The following is a 24,426-nucleotide window of genomic DNA, read 5'->3' as shown; positions in this document are numbered from 1 at the left end:
GGATATGCCTGTTTGTTTGTGGGAGAGTATTCTCGCACAAACAAACAGCTATCCTTAACATGGAAACTACCATGTTTCCGGAATCTATCCTAAGCAACTCATATTTCATTTAAAACCGTACTGAAATCGAACCATTTTGGGTATGAAGATTATTCTTTCACCTCCCAAGTATCAGTCCTAAAGGATGCCACCGGAATGCCATAGCGGCTATAAAGTGTCCCTTGCTCATAATTCCGGAAACAATAGCGGACAGCCACAGGAACAGGAACTTTCCCACAACTTACTTCAAGACGTCCTGTATATTTCTCAATCTGTGCAGTAGCAGGATAAAACACATGATCGCTCCCGGCCACCTCCACGCCGGAAATAGTAGCTCCCAATGGTGCAAGCCCTTCACTGCCACAATCAAAAGTCAAGTACGCTTTACCCTTGACCACCTCCATAGATTGATAGACAGGTGTGTCCGGAACAAAACCTTTCAACCCATAGCTCCCCGAAAGAGCTAGCAACGCCAACCTTTCGCCGACTTTACGTTTATGGGCCGGATGAATGCAATTACGATTACCGATATCCATTGTTACAACCATATTACTGTTTGGAATCTCTTTCAAGTTCAGCAATTGTGCCTCACGCAATAAAGCACTTCCTACCAGTTCCGCCCCCTCATATGCAAAAGGAGCAATCTGGACATAATAGAATGGCAATTCACCTTGCCCCCACGCTTCGCGCAACATTTTGACAAAAGTCGGCTGTAGCCTGCGATATAAATCCGGATCCTTACGATTGGATTCGCCCTGATACCAAAGAAAGCCCTTGATGGTATATTGCTCGACAGGAGCAATCATTGCATTGTAAAGCATACAAGGTTTGTACTTCGGTCGTTCAATGGACGTGGTGTCGTCAAGAAAACGAAGGTCGAACGCCTTAAACGGAGCTAATACTTCACGGCTCATCCAAGCCTGAATGGCGGTTCCGCCCCATGAAGAGACAATAATGCCAACCGGCATATCAAGTACTTTTTGGAGATAGTCTGCAAAAAAATAAGCAGTTGCACTCGCTTCAGATACCACTTCCGGAGTATTCTTCAACCATTGTGCCTGGCAATCTTTTTGTGGTTTCCGCGCTCCCGCCTGCCCGATTGTACAAATCCGTATCGGTCGTGAAGGTTTGGCGCGGACAATCATATCCACTGCATCAGCAATAGGCTGGTTGGCTTTTCCCATCAAAGGCATTTCCATATTCGACTGTCCGGCACATAGCCACACCTCACCAATCAGGACATCACGAAGCAGCAACTCTTCACCGTCACTTAAACTGATCGAGTAAGGTCCTCCCGCAGCGGGTGTCTTCAAACTCGTACGCCACATTCCCGCTTCATCCGCCCGAATCGTATAAAGCTTCTGATCCCAGGAAGGACGGATAGAAACCGTTTTCTTAGGAGACGCCATCCCCCATATTTGTACATCGGTTTGTTGTTGCAAAACCATGTTGTCTGTGAAGAGCGAAGAAAGTACCACCTTGGCAGGTGCACTTACTACGCTACATATAGCCAAAAGAAAAACAAGAAATCTCATATTCCGTCAGTTTATTTAATGATATAACTCTTTTTCTCTGCCCCTATTCCTTTCAGGGTCAGAGATTTCCATGTATCAGGAATTGCTCCTTTTCCGGCTACAATACCTTTATCCGTAATATCCAATCCACCGAATCCCATCAGTACCGACTGCAATACACCACCTGCCCCTGTCAGGAAATAAGGATTCGTACCACCGTCAAACTCGGCTATTACCCGGAATGGCGGATTCAGATTAGGAAGATAGGAATCTCTAAAGTAATGCCATGCGCGTTCACGGTCTCCCAAGCGGGTAAACAAAATAGAGTAAATGGACTTCGACATGGCAGGTGTCTTTTTTCTCGGAACAGTCTGTAGATAGTATTCCAAGTCCTTCCGTATCTGCTCTTTATCCGTAATAAGCTTTAACGGGAAAGCTAACAGGCAGACATCCGCCTGTTTGGTTATAGCTCCGTCATACGTATCATGTTCTGCCGTTACTCCATTGGCAAGTTTCCGGAAACGAAGTTTCTCCGCCACAGTCGTCCACATAGGGTCTGACTTTACATTCAACAGTTTGGCTGCTTTACAGGCAGCTTCCAAAGTGGATTTCGCGACACCGTTTGTATAAGCATTATTATTCACATTCTTTCCTCCTTGACGGTTTTGGTTCCATTCATCCGCTCCAATGACGTTCCTAATTTCATACTCTCCCGCTTCATTCGGTTCCGAACGGCTTACCCAGTATTCGGCAGCGGCACTAAGAATGGGAAATCCCTTTTGACGAAGCCATTCCACATCCTGCGTCACCGCATAATATTGCCAGGCTGCCATAGCTACATCTCCCGTAATATGATTCTCAAAAGGGCCGTAAATGTTGGTTACCGTATTATCCTCATTTCCTTTATCACTGCTTTCCCACGGGTACATGGCTCCTTTATAACCATGCATGAAAGCGTTATGCCTGGCTGCATCCAAACGCTGATAACGGTATTCTATCATTGATTCCGCCAATTCAGGATGCAACAATAATAAAGCCGGAAAAATCCACGTGTCAGCATCCCAGAATACATGGCCGTTGTAACCGAAACCCGAAAGCCCCATCGGAGAACAGGACAATCCCGAACCTTCCCGCACAAAAGCATACGTGTGATAAAGCATACTGTGAATGTCTTGTTGTGACTGAAGATCGCCCTCAATCACAATATCGCTTTCCCAAAGCTGATCCCATGCAGCGATATGCTTACTCCATAATCGTTCCACACCTTCTACTGCTGCAAATGCAGTCAACCGTTCCACTTCATTCTTGACGTCGGCATGAGTAGCAGAGGAAAGTGTCGTTCCGATAATCGAAAAAGTGTAAGGCTGGCCAGCCTGCAAACGAACCGTAAACTCTTGTGTATGTACCCCGACTCCGCGTGCGCTCCGATGGCAGACTTCCGGACGGGGGAAAGAACCGTCGAAAACAAACGATGAACAAGCCCCGATTTCAAGTTCCCGGGTCGGAGATTTTGCGATCGACGTGCAGAAATCAATCGCTGTCTTTCCGTTGAAAATCCGGTTGAAAGACTCCTGCGGATTACGCAACGACTCATGCACCGTCAGTATATTCGCCACAGCTACTTCTATGTCTTCTTTCGGAATAATCCGCACACGCAGCAAACACGAATAAGGCAAATGACGTAATGACGTATATTGATACTCAACACGGGCAAGTGATTGATAATCAAATTCTCCACAAAACACTCCCTGACGCATATCCAAAGTCTGTTTATAACCGGATATCCGGGAAACTGTCACCGTAGAGCCGTTTATCTGCAATTCCGTATCGAGCATATTGATGCCATGCAAGAAATTATTCACTCTTCCCTTTCCATAGATGTCATAAAGTCCTCCTAACACGACACGGGAAATCTTCAAAGGATCGGGAGAAGAGACTAATCCTAGCATACCATTAGCTACTGTTATTCCGTAATATGACGAGGGTTCAATCTGTTCGGCAGTTATTTTCCAGGCATCTTGCGCAGACACATCGGTGACAGGCAATAACCCGCTCAACAGCAGTAATATTAAAAAGTTCCTTTTTCTCATTTTGTATACATTTTATACATCTTTTGTAAATGCACAGTCAGTCTTTTCTCATCGGAGCAAGGCAATACCTGCTCCGATGAAAAAAGAAACATGCTAACTAAAAGTTTGTATGAATAAAAAAACTAATACATATATCCGCTCTTACCCGGATTGCCGCCCATCTGCGACCAGGCATTGGCAGCATAACCTGTCGCTGCTCCTTCAACAGCAAACAGAGTCGGTTTTCCTTCCAGCATACCAGTCACATAGATTGTGCCGTCAGCAGATATGGTGGGCGACGATTTCAGTTCGGTTCCGAGCTGGAGTGAAGCGATAGCTTTTCCTGTAGCCGGTTCGAGTTTCACCAAGGAACCTTTTTCTGCATCATTATAGTAGATATACCCTTCATTATCTATAGCAGGAACGCCATAAGCAGTACCCGCTACTTCCGTTGCCCACAAAACGGAACCTGTAGAAGATATGGCAGTAATATATTTGTCGGTAGCTACATACACAACCCCATTTCCATCAACCACCAAGCCATAACCGGTTTGTTTATTTTCCCCTTTCACGGCAGTATACCATTCTGGAGTCGAAACTTGCCCCTTAGTAGTCTTCTTGGTATCATAGCAATAGACTAATGCTTTTGTCTCATTGGTAGATATGCGGGCTCCTAAATTAAAGCAAAGGATATATGCTTTTCCATCTGCACCAGTAGCGATCTGGCCGCCATTAGGCTGGTCATTCGGAGCATAATTCTGCTCATTGGTCGATTTGCTCCAACTATTGCCTTCCGGGAAGAATATGTGTGTACCATACGATCGTCCACTACTCTGACCCGTGTTGACAAGTATCCTGCCATCTTTCAATCCTACACAACCACCATAACTTCCGGAAGACGTTTTTTCCGAATATTTAAGTACCCCGGATACTTTATCATAAATACGGAAATGTTTTCCATCTGTACTTGGTGCCGAATTCGTAAGGATCATCACATATTGGTCCGTGACAACCGGAGCACCGAAAGGACGCATACTCGATTTTGCACCAATCGCTGTAAACCACATCTGCGTACCACCGTCTGCACCGCCTTTTATTGCATAGAGACTGGCAGACTTGGATGCATCCGCTCCCGCCTTAGTAGTATTGTCTCCGACAGCCACATACACCGTTCCGTCGGAATCCACCGTAGGAGTCGGGTGTTGATAGTCAGAACCTCGATTCGGTTCATTGTTCTGCCCACAGTCGAACCCCCAAGTCCGTTCACCGAGTTTCGTGAAGCAAACCAGGTTATAATTGCTGGAAGAAACATATACATACTGACCATCTGCGCTTGTTGCCGGAGAAGTGCCGTACACCACTCCCTGTTCATCATAAGAATGAGACCATAACACGCCAAGACTACCGGCCCCTTTGGCAATATCCATTGTGACAGTCTTCGTATCTTTCCTTTTTTTATTATCTGTCACAGTCAGCGATACGTTTATTTTTCCATGCGAACCGAAAGTAATTTTCGGATTCTCCTCTGTAGAAAGGATAGCGCCGAACGTCCATTCTCTTTTGACAATCTCACACCCTTCCGCCGCTTTCGATTGATCCGTAAAAGTAACTTCTTCTCCCGCCACAATTCGTTCGGGCAACCAGCTGAAGTCTGCCGTAGGGCGGACACCGTCATCTATTATTTTAATTGTCTTTTCAAAGATTGATTTCATTGCGCCGTGGTCTGAAGTGACAGTCAGACGAAAAAGGTAGTCTCCGCCTTCCTCCACGCTGAATGGTTCGGGAGCAGTCAGTTCGTAAGAGACTTTACCCATAAATTCCCATTTGCAGACTGCAATCTGGGCATTCTCCGCCGTCGACGTGTTTGTCAGGGTAATCAAGTCACCAATCTCATAGGATTCTTTATCTGTAGTGAATCCCGCCTGTACCCACGTCTCTTCATCAGGTGTACACCCAATCAACAGACCGATAGCAGCTACCAATAAATATATGATTCTTTTCATTGCGTTTCTGTAATTTTAGATGATCGTTTCATTACTTCACGTATTCCAATTTACCGATGATAGGATAATGATCAGAGATATAAGTTATATTCTGATAAACTTTATCTATTGTCTCGAACTTCAAAGCCTTAAAGCCTGTACAAAAGATATGATCTACAATATAAGGATTGGCGGTGCCGAAGCCTGTATAAGAGTATTTCGAGTCGGTGATGGGAGCCGATAAACGGACATTTGTCATGAATGTTTTAACCCCGTTAAAGATATCACTGTCAATCTGCTTGTTAAAGTCGGCAGTCAGCAACATCGGCAATCCTTCCGGATTGAGCTCGGACATTTTATTCACAATCACTTCCATCGACTTGCCCGGAGCAATGGTAGAGCCTACATCGATGTGAGTATTGACGAAGAAGAATTTCTTACCGGAAGCAATGTGCTTGAAAATAGCCCATGTCGCTATACGGGGAACGGTACTGTCCCAACCTTGAGAACCCGGTACATCCGGAGTTTCAGAAAGCCAGAAACAATCCCACTTGATTAGTTCAACAGCCTTTTTCCGATAAAAGATAGGAACAAACTCATCATTGTTGGCGTTGTTGGCACGGCGTCCCTTACCGACATATCCATAATCTTTCCAGTTCTCTTCCAGCCACTTCAGTTGTGGTGGCCGCGCTTCTTGCATACCGATCACTGTCGGTTTATGTTCTCCGATCATCGGTATAAAAGCTGCCGTACGGGCTTCCCATGACTTTTCTCCCGTATCTTTGGTATTATAATACCGGATATTGAACGACATGACTTTAATTTGGTTATCATTCAGTGACGGGTCTTCCTCTTTTACTGTTTCAGGGTCCTTATAAAATTCTGAATAATCAGGAGTAGTATTACTGCATCCGCCTAACGCTACAACATAGATAGCAATAACAGGCAATATCTGGTTAAATTTCATCATACTAAATCTTTAATATTTTAATTCCAATTGGGGTTCTGTGATAGTTTATATCCGGCACTCTCATAGTCGCGGATCACTTGTGCAGGAACAGGATAAAGATATTGGCGGTCGTCATCGTACCAGATGCGGTTTCCCGTACCGGGGTTATATCTCAAATCGTATCCGCCTGCGGCATTTGCTGTGGCATAAAGTCCTGTTTCATTCTTTACGTTCACCGTTTTGCAGTCTTTATTGGATGATTGCGTACCGTTATCGGTAAAGTAGCAATCAGGAGTTCCGTCACCATTCAGGTCAATATCCACATTCAATGCGCTGATGTGCATGCCAGTCCACGGTAGTTCCTCTATCAGTTCACCACATTTCCAACGACGCAAATCATTGAATCTCGTTCCTTCAGCCACCAACTCAATGGCACGTTCCCGACGGATTTCCAGTAAAACCGGATTAGTGATATTCGGATAAAAGACCTGCTGCAAATACGAATCAACAGTTGTAGGGAGTTTTTCCGTTCCGCCCGTGATTCCGGCACGTCGGCGCAAAGCGCCGATGGTAGTGTTCCAGTCAGCATCAGTAAGCCCACCCAGTTCGGCTTGTGCTTCGGCATAGTTGAGCAGCACTTCAGCGTAACGCAACAGGGGGATACTGTTGTTGTTCTTTTCATTGTTATCGTATTTCGTGTTATCAAGAGAATACTTAATCACATGATAACCGGTCAGGCAAACTGTCATATCGGCTACTACGGCTTTTCCGTCACGTTTGAAATCCAGTCCGCGGATGGTCTGTGCCAAACGCAGGTCACGGCTCTTCATCTCTTCCACAAAGTTTTTGGTTTCATAGCCTGTTTCGGCAGTGAACGGGGTACCGTCCAATTTCAGGTAAGTATTGACAAATGAACGAACCAGACTCCAGCCTTTACCGTACGACAGCGAGTTGTACCAGTAATTTTGAGTCCCGTAGATACCTGATGCGCTATTGGCACATACCGCCAGAATTACTTCGGAGGTAATGGGAGCTTCCAGATAGAACAAATCACGGTAGGCCCCTTTGGTACCTGTTGCCGTATTCAGCGAAAGTCCGCTGTTGTCCATCACCAGTTTGGCTGCACTGGCAGCATGGCGGTAAAGTTCTTCCGGAGTGATTTCCAGGCCTGTCAGTTTGTGATAACGACGATAGGCGGCTTCGAACAGGCACACACGTGATTTGAGTGCGGCTGCAGCCCATTTGGTGAGTGTGGAACTATTGACAGAAGAAGTTGCCTGAATATGTTCGTAAGCAAAATCGAGATCTTCGATCATATTCTTGATGATGACGTCCCGGCTGTCACGCTCTTTATACATGACATCGTATTGGTAAGACTGGATTTCACTGTCAAACCAGGGAACTTCACCATATTGAGTCAACTTGTCATAATAAAACCAGGCGCGGAACCAACGGGCGATCCCCAAGTAATTATCGCGAGTAGCTGCATCCACCGTACACTCCTTTGAGTGACAGCCATCAATAAAATAGTTAATGTTCCGCAAGGTTCCCCATGACCAGCTGGTAGCTGTTTCCGAATTGTACGCATTTTGCTGAATAAACACATTCGTCTGCCGGACAGCGGCAATATCGCACATCTCATCCTGCTGATAGCCTGTAGAAAGTGTAGGCAATGCCCGATAGAAGGAATAGGCATAAAGGCGCAATCCGGACTCGCTGCCGAAAACCATAGATTTGTCAGCCTCTACCTGCATCGTCTCCGTCAAATCGCAACTACCTAACAGCACCGTTGCACACAGAAGCAGGATATTACGTATAGTACTTAATCTTTTCATATCTTCTTTGTTTCTATTTAGTAAGTAATAGAGATTCCTAAACTTAGATTCCGCATCGTCGGATAGTTGAAACCGTCTCCTTTGTTACCGGAAGTCAGGTCATTATCCGAACCTTTCGTTATCACTGTCACATCGTAATCTTTCGTGTGACGATAGAGTGGAGACCACGACCATAAGTTCTCGCCCGAGAAATAGACGGATACTTTAGAGAAACCGGCTTTTGCTATCCATTTCTTTGGCAGATTGTAACCAAACTGCAAGTTCTTGAGCCGGAAGTAAGATACATCCTGCAAGTAGCGTGTATTGGCCGTACCTTTATATAAGGGATTGTAATAACCTGAATAACGCGGCAGATAGGCATCGGGGCGGTCTTTGGTCCAGTAGTTGTTCAAGTGCCACACCGGGACTTGGTTGTAAGGACGGTTATACTGTCCCCAGAAAGAACTCTCACCACTAGGATACCAGTCTTGTTTTCCCACACCGTCGAACATGGCTGACAGAAAGAAGTTATTCCAGTCGGCACTAAATGAGAAGGTATAGATGTAGCGCGGTTCGGAGTTTCCTATGATTTTCCGGTCGCCCGGTGAGTCTACCGTGTTGGCTCCGTTATCAATAGTACCTGTATTGTTCAAGTCCTCGAAACGCATATCACCGGGATAAGTGATGTAATTGACAGACGTCTGCATCAGGTTGTTTTTGTAACCCTTCCCGTCAAAAGCCGCATCGATTTCGTCCTGCGACTGGAACAGTCCGTTGCAAACAAATCCCCAAATTTCACCGATACGCTGACCTACATAATAATCATCCAAGTCACGTTTCGGATTATTATATTTGTCTATCACCGAATGATAATCAGCAAGGGTTGCTTTGAGGCCGAAGCTGAACGGTTTGCCTGCCAAACGGAACGAGTCGTTATATCCTAGAGACATTTCGTAACCATAGGTGCTCATGTCGGCATAGTTCCCTTTGGGCGATGATGCACCGAATGTATCGGGAAGCGTCGGTCCCACCGTATACATATTAACAGTTTTACGTACGTAATAATCTGCAGACAACGTAATCTTGTTGTTCCAGAATCCTAAATCGATACCGCCGTCAATGGTTCGTGAGGTTTCCCAACCGATATTGTCGGGAATTTGAGCGGGATTGAGCGTGTAGCGTAATTGTGCCTTACCGTCGAGATAACGGCCTTCGCTCGATGAGCCGGTAGTAGAATAAGTTTTCAATGTGAACTTCTCCAGATAAGAATATGGCTTCACATTACTATTACCCAGCGCACCATAAGAGACACGTAACTTTCCATTGGAGATAATAGCCGGATTTACCTTCCAGAACTTCTCTTCCGAGAAACGCCATGCTGCCGAAGCTGAAGGGAAAAATCCCCATTGCGAATTGTTGGGGAACTTCGAAGAACCGTCATAACGCCCGTTCACCTCAAATAGATAACGGTTATCATAGGAGTAATTCAACCGGAAGAATGCCCCGGCATACCGCCAACGGTTACCGTCACTCTTAATGGACATATTATCTCCCATAGCAAAGTTGATATTTTCCACATCAGGCATCAACAAGCCATTCCGCTCTGAAGAGATTGCCTTGTAGTCCTGCTGTTCGTAGTTATATCCCGCCAAAGCTTTCAGATAATGTTTTCCGGCAAATGTATTTTCATATTCGGCATATACATTGGTAGATATATAGGTGGTCTGTTGCACTTTCTCCAACATCTTATCATCCGTTTCCGGTACTCCGAGATATTTAATCACCCCTTCATAATCGCTATATGGAACGGCGGTCGTTTTCTTGTCTTCTATAAAATCTTTCGTACGGAAAGAGAAGTCTCCGGTGAAACGTAATTTGTTGTCCAGCATGGTTATATTTAGGGTAGTCGTATTTTTCAGCGTCTTCGTTGTACGTTTTATCCAGTTGTTACCCGTTACCAGTCCACCGACAGAACGTGCACCGGAGTGTGTCAAGGTGCCATCCGGATTGAAGATTGGTTCGGACGGATGCCCTTCCATATTGATGGCTTTCCAAACCAGACCTTCATTCTGTTCTACATAACCCAATGGTTGCGTATATTTATCATGAGTATAGTCTATGTTATTAGAAATTTTCAGCCAGTCGAACACCTGTGCACTGATTTTGGTACGCATATTCATAGTGCGGTAGGTATCCGAGTTATAATTGAACAGACCGTCGTAATCATATAAACGCGCAGAAGTGTAGTAACTGATTTTACCGTTCGAACCGCTAATGGATACATTATGCGACTGTGCAAACGTATGATCTTTGTAAAGCGCATCATAGTAATCCTCATTCCCGTAGTAAGTGTACTTTCCATCAGCTCCAACAGCTGCCTGCAATGTGTTTCCTGCCAACTTTCGCTGCCGGAAAGTCTCCAACCATTCTTTTGAGAAAGGTTGTGATTTATTGATGCTGGTAGGCTCTATCCCGCGGTAATTGTATTCCGCCTCGCGAAACAGATAAGCCCAGACATAACCATCATCAACAACGTCCGGCACAGAATACGGAGTCTCATAGGAGAAGTTCCCTGTATAATTGACCGTAAATTTATCTTTTTGTTTTGACGGATCTTTTGTTGTAATCAGGACAACCCCATACGGAGCACGTGAACCGTAGATGGCTGCCGAAGCCGCATCTTTCAATACGGACACGCTTTCTATATCGTTCGGATTCAGCATGGCAGGATCGCCTTCTACACCGTCTATCAATACCAACGCACTACCGCCTGCTCCGATAGACGTTACACCACGGATATTATACGAAGCCGATTGATTGGGCTTACCATCAACTAACGAAATATTCAGATTAGGGACAGCCCCTTGCAACATCTGCGTGACATTGGCTACCGGACGATTTTCAAATACGTCTGATGATACATTTTCTACCGCACCTGTCAAGTTTATCTTTTTTTGAGTACTGAACCCGACCACTACCACTTCGTCCAACGTCTGTGTATCATCTTTCAACATAACAGTGAGATAGTTTTTATTCTTCACGCTCACTTCTTGTGTCAGAAACCCCAGGTAGGATATTTGCACTATACTCCCTTCACTGACAGTCAACTGAAACTTACCGTCCATACCGGAGATTGTACCCGCCGTGCCATTTTTCTCTTTTATATTGGCTCCGATGACCGGTTCGCCCGACATGTCCTTCACTATTCCGCTAATAGTGTATTTCTTGGAGGATTGTTGTACAGACTGACTGTCTTTCTTCTTGATGATAATATCTTTTCCTTGGATAGTGTAGCTAACATCTTGTCCTGCCAAGACCTGTTCTACCACCTTTTCAATAGGTAAATCTTTGGCTAGCACTGTCACAATCTTTTTGGTATTCAGATCGCTTGCCGCAAATGCAAATGAATATCCGTTTTGCTTCTGTATTGTTTCAATAGCCTGCTTTACTGTTACGTTCTTCAACTGTAAGTTGATAAGCTGCGCAAATGAGCTTAGATAAGAGCATAGCAAGAGCAGGACCATGAAAAAGACTTTCTTCTTATTTTTCATAAGTCAATGGATAAATAATTGATAAATAGGATGAGAAGTTTAGGATTTTATTTATATTTGCCTAAGCTTTCATCAATTAAAGTCACTGTGGCTTTTTAAGATAGAAAGGCAAGAGGTCAGGGGATGGAAAAGGAACCTGACCTTTTTATGTTTCTATCAAGAGAGGTAAATCATGTTTTTTCTAAATGGCTTTTCATATTTCTTTAAGTTTTAAAGGTTTAACATCAGTTCATTAGGGAAGTGTGATCACAATATTTTTTCCATTCATGGTATAAGTCATTTTGTCTGTAGATGACAATACATCCATAATCTCTTGAATGCTTTGTTCTCTTTTACGGAAGTTTCCATAGAAACGAATCGTATTTAACGTGTCGTCTGCAACAGTTATTTTCACATCATAGCTTCTTTCCAGTTCTTTAATGATATCTGAAAGCAGCACTTCATCAAAGTAGAGACGGTCGTTTGTCCATTCGGCACTGTAAGCAGCTTTAGTACTTGAAATCAATAATTTGCCGGTTTTCTTGTCTAATAGGGCTTGCTGATCCGGGTGAAGTATCGTTTCCTTTTGTTGGGCGCTGAGAGCCACTTTACCTTCGAGCAGACAAACTTTCGCTTCCAGATCGTCCTGATAATTTCTGAAATTGAATTTGGTTCCTAATACCTTTACGTCCAGTTCGTCAGTATGTACTTTAAAAGGAATATGTTTATTCTTGGTTACTTCGAAATAAGCTTCTCCGGTAAGATTCAGTGTCCGTTCGTTGATGCCGAAGTCCTGGGCATAACTCATCTTCGAACCCGCATTCAGCCAGACCAGCGTTCCGTCCGGAAGATATAATTTGGTTTTTGAACCATACGGGGCTTCAATAGAGATCTGGGTCAACTGATTGCGGATAACACTCTTTCCACTCTGAAAAGCAATCGTTCCGCAAATAAAGACAACGATAATCATCGCGGCAGCATACATCCACGGGCGAAGTTGGAAAGCTTTACGTTGATTGATACCTTGTTGGGGAGTAGCCCCGATTTGTTTTAAGAATAGTTGATAGGCTTTGTCTTTGTTGAAGCTACTATCCTCCGTTTCGTCCGAAGCGGCTATCCATACTTCCTGCATATCGGAAAAATATTTTCTGTTTTCTTCCGAAGCATTCAGCCATTCCTGCAATGATTGCGTTTCTTCCGGTGTCAGGCTGTTTGTCAGATAACCGGTAATCCAATCGTTGGCTGTATCCGTATGTAGTGATTGTTCATTCATAAATAATGATTGCCTTTATATATACTACAGTTTTTTAGAATAAGAGGGTAGGATAAAAAGCGAGAAAAATGCATAAAAAAGTTCCAAGTTCTCTTTTTAGTACTACTAATGCGCTCTTTATGTGATATTTAACCGTATTGACGGAAATGCCGAGTTCCTGAGAAATTTCTTCGTAACTCATCTCCCGGAAGCGGCTCATTGTAAATACCTGCTTGCAGACAGGGGGAAGTTTTTGAATTGCTTCTTGAATTTTATCTTCCAATTCCTTTTTTAATAATGTACCCAGAGGTTGTTGATTGTCCGGAATGATATTTTGCAGTTGGATTCCTGCCCGTTCCATAGCAGAAAAGCGGATTTCCACTTCTTGTTGTTTGAGAGCCAGATAATTCAGGCATTTGTTGCGTACAGCTATAATTAAGTAATTACGTAGGGGAGGCACAAGTTCCAGATTCTCCCTAATCTCCCATAAGTGAAAAATAACATCACTGACTATACTTTCTGCTTGCGCCTTGTCCTTCAGCATATAATAACTAAGTTTGCAGAGGGCAACATAATGATAGTCATACAAGTACTTGTATGCATCATTGTCTCCTGCTTTCAGCTTTTTTATTATGATTTTTTCATCAACTGGATTCATGGTGTGCTTTTTCATCCCTGCAATATTCGGATAATATATTGAAAGATGCAAATTAATTGGCGGAAAAATACTCTCTCTCCATTTTCACTTTTGATATATTATTTCACAAACTAAAAACAGGATGCATGGGAATAAATATCGTTTTACGATTGAAATATAAATACATTAACCACTTGTTGTTTAAATAATTTTTTCATATTTTTGCAGGGAATTATTGAATATTTGTGAAAGACATGAGTAGTTTTGTAATAGTGAGAAGATGTTTGTTGTTTATATTTCTTCTCATGAGTAGTACTGTAAGCAAAGGACAAATTTATAAGTACATAGGACTGGAAGACGGTCTGAATAATCAGAAAATATACCATATTCAAAAAGACCGGCAAGGGTATATGTGGTTTCTGACCCAGGAGGGAATAGACCGTTATGACGGCAAACATATCAAGCATTACAACTTTTCGGACGATAACATGACGTTGGATTCACGGATTGCCTTGAACTGGCTCTATATGGACAACAAGAATGTGTTATGGGTAATCGGTCAGAAAGGTCGTATTTTCAGATATGATTCGCAGCATGATAACTTCGAACTGGTTTATGTACATCCGGAGCTGATCAGAAATAAGTCGCAGGCATTTCTGAATTACGGTTATTTGGACAAGAATGACCGTATTTGGCTATGCTGTAAAGATAGCGTAACCTGGTATAATATCCGTACCGGAACAACATCACATATGCCGGTTCCGGTTGAAGGGGAAATTGCTGCTATCGAACAGGCGGATGATAACCATTTCTTTATCGGTACGGGTAGTGGACTGTTTCGCATCGGGATAGAGGAAGGGGAATTAAAACAGATTCCTGATGAAACGGCGGAAAGTGTCGATACACCAGTACATGAACTCTATTACCATGCCGTTTCAAACCAACTCTTTGTGGGAACTTATAAGGAGGGAATACTTATATATGATATGGGTGGTACAGGAGAAATCATCCCCTGTCAGTCACCCAATAATGTGGAAGTCAATCAGATTGTAGCTTTGAACGCTCACGAGCTTCTGGTAGCTACAGGCGGAAAAGGTGTATATAAGCTGGATGTGAATACTTACATGAGTGAACCCTATATAACCGCCGATTATAGTAGTTATAACGGGATGAACGGAAACAATATCAATGATATCTATGTGGATGAAGAAGACCGTATCTGGCTTGCCAATTATCCTACCGGCATTACTATCCGTAACAACCGTTATGGGAGTTACGACTTGATAAAGCATTCCATTGGGAACAACCGTTCATTGGTGAATGATCAGGTTCATGACGTAATGGAGGATAGTGACGGTGACCTTTGGTTTGCAACCAGCAACGGCATCAGTCTTTATCAGACCGCTACAAAAGAATGGCGTTCTTTCTTCAGTTCCTTTGATTCGGTGCCGGATGATGAAAATCACATCTTTTTATCACTGTGTGAAGTCTCTCCGGGAGTGATATGGGCCGGTGGTTTTACGTCGGGCATTTACAAGATAGAGAAGAGGAAAGAGTTTAAGGTAAGTTATATTTCTCCGGCTGCTATGGCAGGAGTACGGCCCGATCAATATATATTTGACATTAAAAAAGATTCGAAGGGCGATATATGGTCAGGTGGGTATTATCATTTGAAACGTATCAATCTTGAGACTAAAAGTGTACGTCTATATCCGGGGGTAAGTTCTATTACTACTATCCAGGAGATGGATTCCCGGCAGATGTGGATTGGCACACGGATGGGACTCTATCTGCTTGACAAACAGACCGGAGCTTACCGGTACATTGACCTGCCCGTTGAATCTCTCTATATATGCGCGTTATATCAAAGAGAAGACGGTCTTTTGTATATTGGTACCCGTGGCGCCGGACTTATTGTTTATGACGTCCATAAGAAGAAATTTATTCATCAGTACCGGAGTGACAACTGCGCGTTACTCTCCGACAATATTTATACCATTCTTCCGCGTCAGGACAAGAGTTTTCTCATGGGTACAGAGAACGGCATTACCATTTATTCACCTGCGGAACACTCTTTCCGCAACTGGACACGGGAACAAGGATTGATGAGTGTCAATTTCAATGCCGGTTCCGCTACGACTTGTAGCAAAAGTACGCTCGTTTTCGGTGGCAATGACGGTGCTGTCAGGTTTCCGACAGATATACAGATACCGGAACCGCATTACTCACGTCTGTTACTGCGCGATTTTATGATAGCCTATCATCCCGTTTATCCGGGGGATAAAGGTTCACCTCTGGAGAAGGATATTGACGAAACCGACCGGCTTGAACTGGCCTACGGGCAAAACACGTTTTCTCTTGATGTAGCTTCCATCAATTATGATTATCCTTCCAACATTCTCTTTTCATGGAAGATAGACGGTTATCATAAAGAGTGGAGCCGTCCGAGCCAGGACAACCGGATTCTTGTCAGAAACCTGCCCCCCGGCAACTATACGTTGCAAATTCGTGCCATATCCAATGAAGAGAAGTATAAGACCTATGAGACAAGAAACATTCAGATTGTCATAACATCCCCGGCGTGGGCCAGTGTGTGGGCGATGGTGGGATATGCTCTTCTGTTGGTGCTGGTTATGGTTGCCATATTCCGTCTCATCATGCTGCACAAACAGAAGAAAGTGTCGGACGAGAAAACGCGGTTCTTCATTAATACGGCCCATGACATACGGACGCCGCTTACATTGATAAAGGCCCCGTTGGAGGAAGTCGTAGAAAATCGCATGGTGGCTGAGCAGGCGTTGCCGCATATGAATATGGCTCTCAAGAATGTGAACACATTACTTCAACTGACAACCAATCTGATAAATTTCGAGCGGATAGATGTCTATTCTTCCACACTCTATGTTGCCGAATATGAACTGAATACCTATATGAATGATGTTTGCTCCACTTTCCGCAAATATGCCGAAATGAAACATGTCAGGTTTGTTTACGAAAGCAATTTTGACTATCTGAATGTATGGTTTGATAGTGACAAGATGGGGTCTATCCTGAAGAATATCCTGTCAAATGCACTGAAATATACACCTGAGGACGGTAGCGTATGTATTTCTGCCTGCGAGGAAGGAAATACATGGAGTATTGAGGTGAAAGATACAGGAATCGGTATTCCTTCATGTGAACAGAAAAAATTGTTCAGGAATTGTTTTCGGGGTAGTAATGTCGTCAATCTGAAAGTGACAGGTAGCGGAATCGGACTGATGCTGGTATACAAACTGGTCAAGTTGCATAAAGGCAAGATCCAGATTCAGAGTACCGAACACCAAGGCACATGTGTACGGGTTACTTTCCCGAAAGGAAATACTCATCTCCATAAAGCAAAATTTATCTCTCCCAAGCCGTTGGAACAACGTCCGGAGACTATCATACCGGGCAGTACTTCCGAATTGCCGGCCATGGATACATCCCGCATCAACAGTTCCTTGCATCGCATCCTGATAGTGGAGGATAATGATGACTTGCGCAATTATCTGGTGGATATGCTTCATACAAGTTATAATATCCAGTCCTGCCCGAATGGAAAGGATGCCCTTGTCATTATACGGGAATTTGATCCGGATCTTGTCATATCCGATATAATGATGCCTGAGATGGGTGGAGATGAACTCTGCACAACTATAAAGGGGGATATTGAGATGTCTCATATCCCGGTCGTCTTGCTGACTGCACTGGGAGACGAGAAGCATATGCTCGAAGGACTGGAAATCGGAGCGGATGCCTACATTACCAAACCTTTCAGTGTAGGGATACTCAAGGCAACGATTAAGAACATACTTACGAATCGTACTTTGCTCCGTCAGGTGTATAATAGCATTCAAGATGAAGAACAGGATTTCCCGGTCAATTGCACTAATACTCTGGACTGGAAATTTATAGCTTCTGTCAAGGAATGTATAGAGAAAAATATGGGAGATCCGAACTTTAATGTGGAGATGCTCAGTAGCCGGCATCATATGAGTCGTACGAGCTTTTTCAACAAACTCAAGGCGTTGACCGGTTATGCTCCGGCCGATTATATCCGGATGATACGTTTGCAACATGCTGCACAGTTGTTGAAGCAAGATGAATATACAATAGCGGAGATTTCGGATATGGTCGGATTCTCGGATGCAAAATACTTCCGTGAGGTATTTAAAAAGTATTATGGCGTAAGTCCGAGCAAGTATGCGGAATCGGATAAGACACATCCGCAGCCTTCGGAACAAGACTGATAAACAACAAGCCCTGTAAGAATGACTGGTTCTCACAGGGCTTGTTTTTATGTCTTAATTTGGTAGAAAGGAGATTCTTTATAATAAATTGTTAGAGCCGAGTATAATCAACATGGTATATCCCAGTATCAGTCCGATGATTCCCATGATGATACCGACTTTCTCCATATCCTTTTGCTGAATCATGCCCGTGGCATGTGCCAGCGCGTTGGGAGGAGTACTGATAGGTAATATCATTGCCAGTGATGAACCGATTGCCACTCCAATCAACAACGTTTCTACCCCACCGAGTGAAGATAGGTTTTCACGCATACTGGTTCCCGCGATGGCAAGAATAGGAACAAGCAATGCGGCGGTAGCCGTATGTGAGATGAAGTTTGCCATAGCATAGCAAATCAGTCCGGAGCCGACAATCATCAGTACAGGAGGCCATGTGTTGAACGGAATAGCTTCAATCATATGTTTGGCAAGTCCTGTTTCCTGTAAGGCGACACCCAAAGCAAAGCCGCCTGCTACCATCCATAGCACACTCCAACTGATTTCTTCCAGATCGCGTTTGGTGATGACTCCCGTTACACAGAACACTGCTACAGGAATCATTGCCACTACATTGGAATTTACTCCCGTCACCTTGTCGAACATCCATAGTACGACCGTAATGGCAAAAGTGATATACACTACTATAGAACGCCAGTCTTTCTTTGCTTCGCCTTCGATTTTCAGTTCGATGGTTTTCTGTTTGAAAGGGAACAGACGTAAGAGGATAAACCACGCGATAAACAATACGATAATGGTGTAAGGCATCATGAAACTCATCCATTCTCCGAAGCCGATGTTCAGGTTCAAACCTTCCGGATCATTCAGGTATTTTAGAGCAATGGCGTTGGGAGGTGTACCGATGGGCGTTCCCATACCGCCTACGTTGGCGGCTACGGGAATAGCCATGGCAAGACCGATTTTTCCTTTACCGTCTGCCGGCAGAGCTTTCAGGACAGGGGTGAGGAAGGTGAGCATCATAGCCGCCGTGGCTGTGTTACTGAGGAACATTGAAAATGCGGCCGTAACAAGAATGAACCCTAATAATACATAACGTGACTGTGTTCCGAACGGGCGTAACATGACGCGTGCCAACAATACGTCCAGTCCGCTTTTAGTTGCTGCGATGGCAAGTATAAAACCACCAATGAACAACATTATGATAGGGTCGGCAAAACAGTGCATGATGGATTTGTATTTGACTGTCTGGCCCAGGTCTGCTGTCGGAATCCCTTGTGTGAAAAGCCACAGGCTGCTGTCCGATACGGTAAGCAGTAGTAAGACAACAATCAGCACGGAAGTAGTCCATGCGGGGATAGCTTCGAATACCCACATCAGAGTGGCGAAAATAAAAATGGAAATCAGTCTCTGTTCGATAACGGTCAGTCCGTCTATTCCGAATGTTTCAATAGGGAGAAGCCATAAAATAAGAGAAGTTACAATAGCTATGGTTAACTTTATGCATCGGGCTGCTGTCTGACTTTTTGCCAACCGTTTGGCTTTCTTTAAATCCTGATAAGCTTCCACCAGATGAAAGCCGTGAAAAATTTTGTACATGATATTAGTTTAAGATAAAATTAAAAAAACGGTGCAAAAATAGCTTTTTATTCTATATGTCATAATTGGGTGAAGAACTTTTTTTCGTAGGTCTGGCTTTTTAAAGCGTTTTTGGAGAGGTTTTATAGCAAGTTGCTAATTTATTATTTCTATTTTTGTACCGGATTGATAACAATTATGATTAAAACCATGAAAAAACTGACAGTCTTGCTAATGTGTGTGTTGTGTGCATTTATTGCACAAGCCCAAAAAACATTTACGCTGAGTTCTCCGGACGGGAAACTGCAAACTACTATTACAACGGGTGATAAACTGACTTATGACATCACCTGCAACGGACGGCAAATACTTGCCGCTTCTCCTATTTCAATGACATTGGATAATGGCGAAGTTTGGGGTGAAAAGGCGAAATTATCCGGCACTTCCCGGAAGAGTGTCGACCGGATGATACCTTCTCCTTTCTATCGTGCCAATGAATTGAGAGATTATTATAATGAACTGACATTGCGGTTCAAGAAAGACTGGAACGTAGAATTCCGTGCCTACGACGACGGCATTGTTTATCGTTTCATCAACCGCTCAAAGAAACCTTTCAAAGTGGTTGATGAAGAGGTGGACTATCGTTTCCCGAATGACATGACGGCTACCGTTCCTTACGTCAGGACTGGAAAAGACGGTGACTTTAACTCCCAATTCTATAATTCTTTTGAGAACACATATACCACGGATAAACTGTCAAAGCTGAATAAACAACGCCTGATGTTTCTGCCATTGGTGGTAGATGCCGGAGAAGGTGTGAAACTGTGTATCACAGAATCCGATTTGGAAAATTATCCGGGACTTTACCTGTCTGTTGCCGAAGGAGAGAACAGCCTGAAAGGGATATTCGCCCCTTACCCGAAACGGGCAGAACAGGGTGGACATAATAAACTCCAGATGCTCGTGAAAGAACGCGAAGCTTATATTGCCAAAGTCGATACCCCCCGGAGCTTTCCTTGGCGCATGGCCATCGTCACCACTGCGGACAAAGACCTTGCGGCAAGCAATCTCAGTTATCTTCTGGCAGCTCCTTCACGCCTGTCGGACATTTCGTGGATTAAACCCGGTAAGGTAGCTTGGGACTGGTGGAATGACTGGAACTTGGATGGCGTTGATTTCGTCACAGGCGTAAATAACGCGACTTATAAAGCCTATATTGATTTTGCAGCGTCAAAAGGAATTGAATATGTGATACTTGACGAAGGCTGGGCGGTAAATCTGAAAGCAGATTTGATGCAGGTTGTGAAAGAGATTGACTTGAAAGAACTCGTAGACTATGCCGCTTCCAAGAATGTAGGTATCATTCTTTGGGCAGGTTACTATGCTTTCGAACGTGATATGGAGAACGTCTGCCGTCATTATGCCGCCATGGGAGTGAAAGGTTTCAAAGTCGATTTCATGGATCGTGACGACCAGGAAATGACTGCCTTCAATTATCGGGCTGCTGAGATGTGCGCAAAATATAAGTTGATTCTCGATCTGCACGGAACACACAAACCGGCAGGTCTGAACCGTACTTACCCCAATGTGTTGAATTTTGAGGGAGTGAACGGTCTGGAACAGATGAAATGGAGTCCGGCTTCGCTCGACCAGGTGAAATATGATGTGATGATTCCTTTCATCCGCCAGGTTTCCGGCCCGATGGATTATACTCAAGGAGCTATGCGCAATGCATCAAAAGGTAATTATTATCCTTGCAACTCAGAACCGATGAGCCAGGGCACGCGCTGTCGTCAATTAGCTTTGTACGTAGTCTTTGAATCACCTTTCAATATGTTGTGTGATAATCCGGGCAACTATATGCGCGAACCGGAATCGACGGATTTCATCGCCGGGATTCCTACCGTATGGGGTGAGAGCATTGTTCTTGACGGTAAAATGGGAGAGTACATCGTGACTGCACGCCGGCAAGGAAATATATGGTATGTAGGTGGAATAACCGACTGGACTGCACGTGATATAGAAGTTGACTGCTCTTTCTTGGGGGATGATAAAACACACAACGCTACATTGTTCAAGGATGGTGTAAATGCTCATCGTGTAGGACGTGATTATAAACGTGAATCCCTTTCGATAAAGAAAAACAATAAATTAAAAATTCATCTGGCGCCCGGCGGTGGTTTTGCTCTTCAGATAAAATGATGAAATAAATTCGATGCTGTATCAGTTTAGCGACTTTGATACAGCATCGTTTTTTTATCAAGATAGTGCGGCAATGCCTGTTCCTATCAGATTCGCATTATTCATACTTTTTATATCGACTTCGATGTCTTCCAGGCCGGATAACCTGAAAAGTTCCCGCAGTTTCTCTGCAACGATAACGTTATAATCCCGACCTTTTCTGTGCTCACTCCAAAAAAGACTGCCTTCGGCAACCAGGCAAATCTTCCGTATATCTTTATTATACGATTTCAACAGCATGATAAGTCCGGTAAGTGAAGCTGCCACCAACTGTGCCGACCTGCCATAAATCCATTGCGCCACCTGTACATATACATCCTTATAAATATCCGGGTAATTCATGATGGCGGTAAGTTTCTGTGCGTCAAATTTCCCTTCAAACTCTTCTAATGGGAAAGTTGCCTTTAGGATATCCCCTAGATACATACCGGATACTGCTTTTTCAAAACGTTGTTTTCCCGGAGTGCCGGAGATAACATCAACAGTGTTGTCTACTGCCGTAAGGAATGGCGGATGGAAATTTCCGGATTCCAGGTTGACCGGAACCAATCCTTGAATATTGTCTGCCGGATTTAGTTTTTTTATTCTGTCGGCAGGAATAAAAGTCGCCATATTAGTGCCTGTCCCTACAATCAGACCTATATAGGCATCGTAACCATTATCGGTAAGTCCCGCAAATAAACTCGCTACGGTGTCATTGAGTACTTTTATATCCGTAAATTTGATTTTATTTCTTTTATTCAGATAGTCGAGTAGGGGCTTTCCTATGAATTCTCCAATCATCTCTTTAATGTCAACTCCCTTTGTCCAACGCAGCAGTTTGGCATCTCCATCCGGCGTGGATTCAGCCGGATAAGAAAAGCAATAACCGATAGGCATTTCTTCCTCTCGTTTTATTCCGATTATCATATCCGCCAACTCTTTGAATAACTCTTCACGAGTATAACCGGGTGATTTCATAATCGACATATCTTTCTTCCAACCATTGTTTGGATGGATAGCGGGTGTAGATTTTCTGAAATCAACGAGCGCCACCCGATAGTTTGTCCCACCTAAATCAAGCACTAACGACTTGCCGCTAATACCATTTGCTTTGGGAGTGATAAACGTAGGAATACATTGAATTTCAGCATTTTCAATGCTCAGTCCTTCTTCTACTTTTTCTTTGAATGAACGTGCTATCTCTTTGAGTTGCTCATTATCTAACTTAAAAATATTCTTCTCCATGATATTGACTTTTAGTGTATATGTTATCTTTATGCATGAATAACAACTGAAGATTGATTTTGCTCAATAGCGCCTACTAAAAACGAATTTTAAATTCATTTCTCATGTTCTCATAGCTCAAGTGACAACTGTCTGTAAATAAGTGATATGATTGAATGAGAAATGAAATCAGAAACGGCATTTCTCATTGTTTTTATGCTTTTTCATCTTAAAAATCATGTGTTTCTCATAGCTATTTCAACCATTTCTCATTGGCTTTAGCCTTATTTTCATAGTTTTTTTCTCTTTTTTATCGCATTTCTCATCCATTACCCTTGTATTTCTTTTCTGATTTTGCCGGCTCCCTGCCAACTTTCTGTCGATTCCCTGTTAACTTTCTGTCGATTCCTTGTCAACTCCCTATCAACTTCCTGTGTTTTATAGCTTGTTTTTATGCCGTTCACCTGTTGTCTCTATATTTTTGATTAATCATTGCTATGTTTTTCTATAGCCATCTGTCTTGTTCCACTCGAGTACACAGCTTTGTGCACTCGAGTGCCTAGGCATGTGCACTAGAGTGCACAAGCCTGTGTACTGGAGTGCAACGATAGAAATGCTTATAGAAAACAGGGCAGACGCATTATATTTATTACTATATTCTTATTTGCTATTTCTTTTCTATATTATTGGTTATTAATATATTATCATTTGTTTATGTCGATTATTTTACTTATCTTTATAAGATATTTTAAAACATAAACTAACATGAAAATTGGTATAATTGACCTTTGTAAACAAATAGAAGATCCTAGGATGAACCGCAAAAAAGTACATAAAATGGAAACCATTATCTATATATCCATTGCTGCTGTAATCTGTGGCGCCCAATCCTGGAATGAGATTGAGGAATTTGGCAATGCGAAAATTGCTTTTTTCAAAAGTCGCATACCTGACCTGGAGTTCATCCCCAGTCATGATACTTTTAATAGATTCTTCAGTATAATAAAGCCCGAGTATTTTGAGTTGATCTTTCGTAATTGGGTAAAACAAGTCTGTCAGGAGGTGAAAGGCGTTGTAGCTATAGATGGCAAGCTCATGCGTGGTCCAAGCCAATGTGATGGAGAGCATACTACGGGAAAAGAAGGATTCAAATTATGGATGGTTTCCGCCTGGTCTGCGGCTAATGGAATTTCTTTAGGTCAGGTAAAAGTAGACGATAAAAGCAATGAGATTACAGCTATTCCATTGTTGATTAACTCTTTGGAGCTAAGTGGTTGTATTGTTACAATTGACGCGATGGGATGTCAGAAAGATATAACCCGGACCATTATTGAGCGTGATGCAAATTAT

13 protein-coding genes are annotated in these 24,426 nt (G+C 43.3%); 3 read left to right on the top strand and 10 right to left on the bottom strand.

The window, feature by feature from the left end:
* Nucleotides 1-149: 149 nt before the first annotated feature.
* The 8 genes from AB5443_RS03735 to AB5443_RS03700 form a co-directional block, all read right to left on the bottom strand.
* Nucleotides 150-1,574 (bottom strand): sialate O-acetylesterase, encoded by a 1,425-nt coding sequence (locus tag AB5443_RS03735; protein ID WP_073344711.1) that lies wholly within the window; start codon nt 1,572-1,574, stop codon nt 150-152.
* A gap of 11 nt (nt 1,575-1,585) precedes the next feature.
* Nucleotides 1,586-3,643, bottom strand: a complete 2,058-nt coding sequence (locus AB5443_RS03730; protein ID WP_277135295.1) for a glycoside hydrolase family 65 protein — start codon at nt 3,641-3,643, stop codon at nt 1,586-1,588.
* A 122-nt stretch (nt 3,644-3,765) separates the two neighbouring features.
* Entirely contained in the window at nt 3,766-5,625 is a 1,860-nt protein-coding gene (locus AB5443_RS03725; RefSeq protein ID WP_277135294.1) for a PQQ-binding-like beta-propeller repeat protein, read from the bottom strand.
* A 31-nt stretch (nt 5,626-5,656) separates the two neighbouring features.
* Nucleotides 5,657-6,574, bottom strand: coding sequence for an endonuclease/exonuclease/phosphatase family protein (locus tag AB5443_RS03720; RefSeq protein WP_073344717.1), 918 nt, complete (start codon nt 6,572-6,574; stop codon nt 5,657-5,659).
* Nucleotides 6,575-6,591: 17 nt separating this feature from the next.
* Entirely contained in the window at nt 6,592-8,388 is a 1,797-nt protein-coding gene (locus AB5443_RS03715) for a RagB/SusD family nutrient uptake outer membrane protein (protein WP_277135293.1), read from the bottom strand.
* 17 nt (nt 8,389-8,405) lie between these two features.
* The gene (locus AB5443_RS03710) at nt 8,406-11,918 is read right to left on the bottom strand and encodes a TonB-dependent receptor (protein WP_368114311.1); all 3,513 of its coding nucleotides are present in this window, start codon (nt 11,916-11,918) and stop codon (nt 8,406-8,408) included.
* A 232-nt stretch (nt 11,919-12,150) separates the two neighbouring features.
* Complete coding sequence (locus tag AB5443_RS03705) at nt 12,151-13,170, bottom strand: FecR family protein (RefSeq protein ID WP_368114310.1); 1,020 nt, start codon at nt 13,168-13,170, stop codon at nt 12,151-12,153.
* Nucleotides 13,171-13,204: 34 nt separating this feature from the next.
* On the bottom strand, nt 13,205-13,807 hold the full coding sequence (locus tag AB5443_RS03700; protein ID WP_022136600.1) for an RNA polymerase sigma-70 factor: 603 nt from the start codon (nt 13,805-13,807) through the stop codon (nt 13,205-13,207).
* A 233-nt stretch (nt 13,808-14,040) separates the two neighbouring features.
* On the opposite strand from AB5443_RS03700, the gene AB5443_RS03695 reads away from it, so the two are divergent.
* Entirely contained in the window at nt 14,041-18,057 is a 4,017-nt protein-coding gene (locus AB5443_RS03695) for a two-component regulator propeller domain-containing protein (protein WP_195664068.1), read from the top strand.
* A 78-nt stretch (nt 18,058-18,135) separates the two neighbouring features.
* On the opposite strand, the gene AB5443_RS03690 is transcribed toward AB5443_RS03695, so the two are convergent.
* A complete protein-coding gene (locus AB5443_RS03690; RefSeq protein WP_368114309.1) occupies nt 18,136-19,650 on the bottom strand; it encodes an SLC13 family permease in 1,515 nt (504 codons plus the stop codon).
* Between the two features lie 189 nt (nt 19,651-19,839).
* On the opposite strand from AB5443_RS03690, the gene AB5443_RS03685 reads away from it, so the two are divergent.
* Complete coding sequence (locus AB5443_RS03685) at nt 19,840-21,831, top strand: glycoside hydrolase family 97 protein (protein WP_368114308.1); 1,992 nt, start codon at nt 19,840-19,842, stop codon at nt 21,829-21,831.
* 57 nt (nt 21,832-21,888) lie between these two features.
* Here AB5443_RS03685 and AB5443_RS03680 read toward each other — a convergent pair whose 3' ends face one another.
* Nucleotides 21,889-23,097, bottom strand: coding sequence for a hexokinase (locus AB5443_RS03680; RefSeq protein WP_277135287.1), 1,209 nt, complete (start codon nt 23,095-23,097; stop codon nt 21,889-21,891).
* A 744-nt stretch (nt 23,098-23,841) separates the two neighbouring features.
* Here AB5443_RS03680 and AB5443_RS03675 point away from each other — a divergent pair.
* Nucleotides 23,842-24,426, top strand: a 585-nt coding sequence (locus tag AB5443_RS03675) for an ISAs1 family transposase (protein ID WP_368119590.1), incomplete at its 3' end; no start/stop codon positions are given.

It is taken from the genome of Bacteroides sp. RTP21281st1_H5_RTP21281_210402 (assembly GCF_040918965.1).
GTDB classification, from domain to species: Bacteria; Bacteroidota; Bacteroidia; order Bacteroidales; family Bacteroidaceae; genus Bacteroides; species Bacteroides congonensis.
The sequence above is the reverse complement of the archived record's forward strand: the minus strand, read 5'-3'. Positions and strand labels throughout refer to the sequence as shown.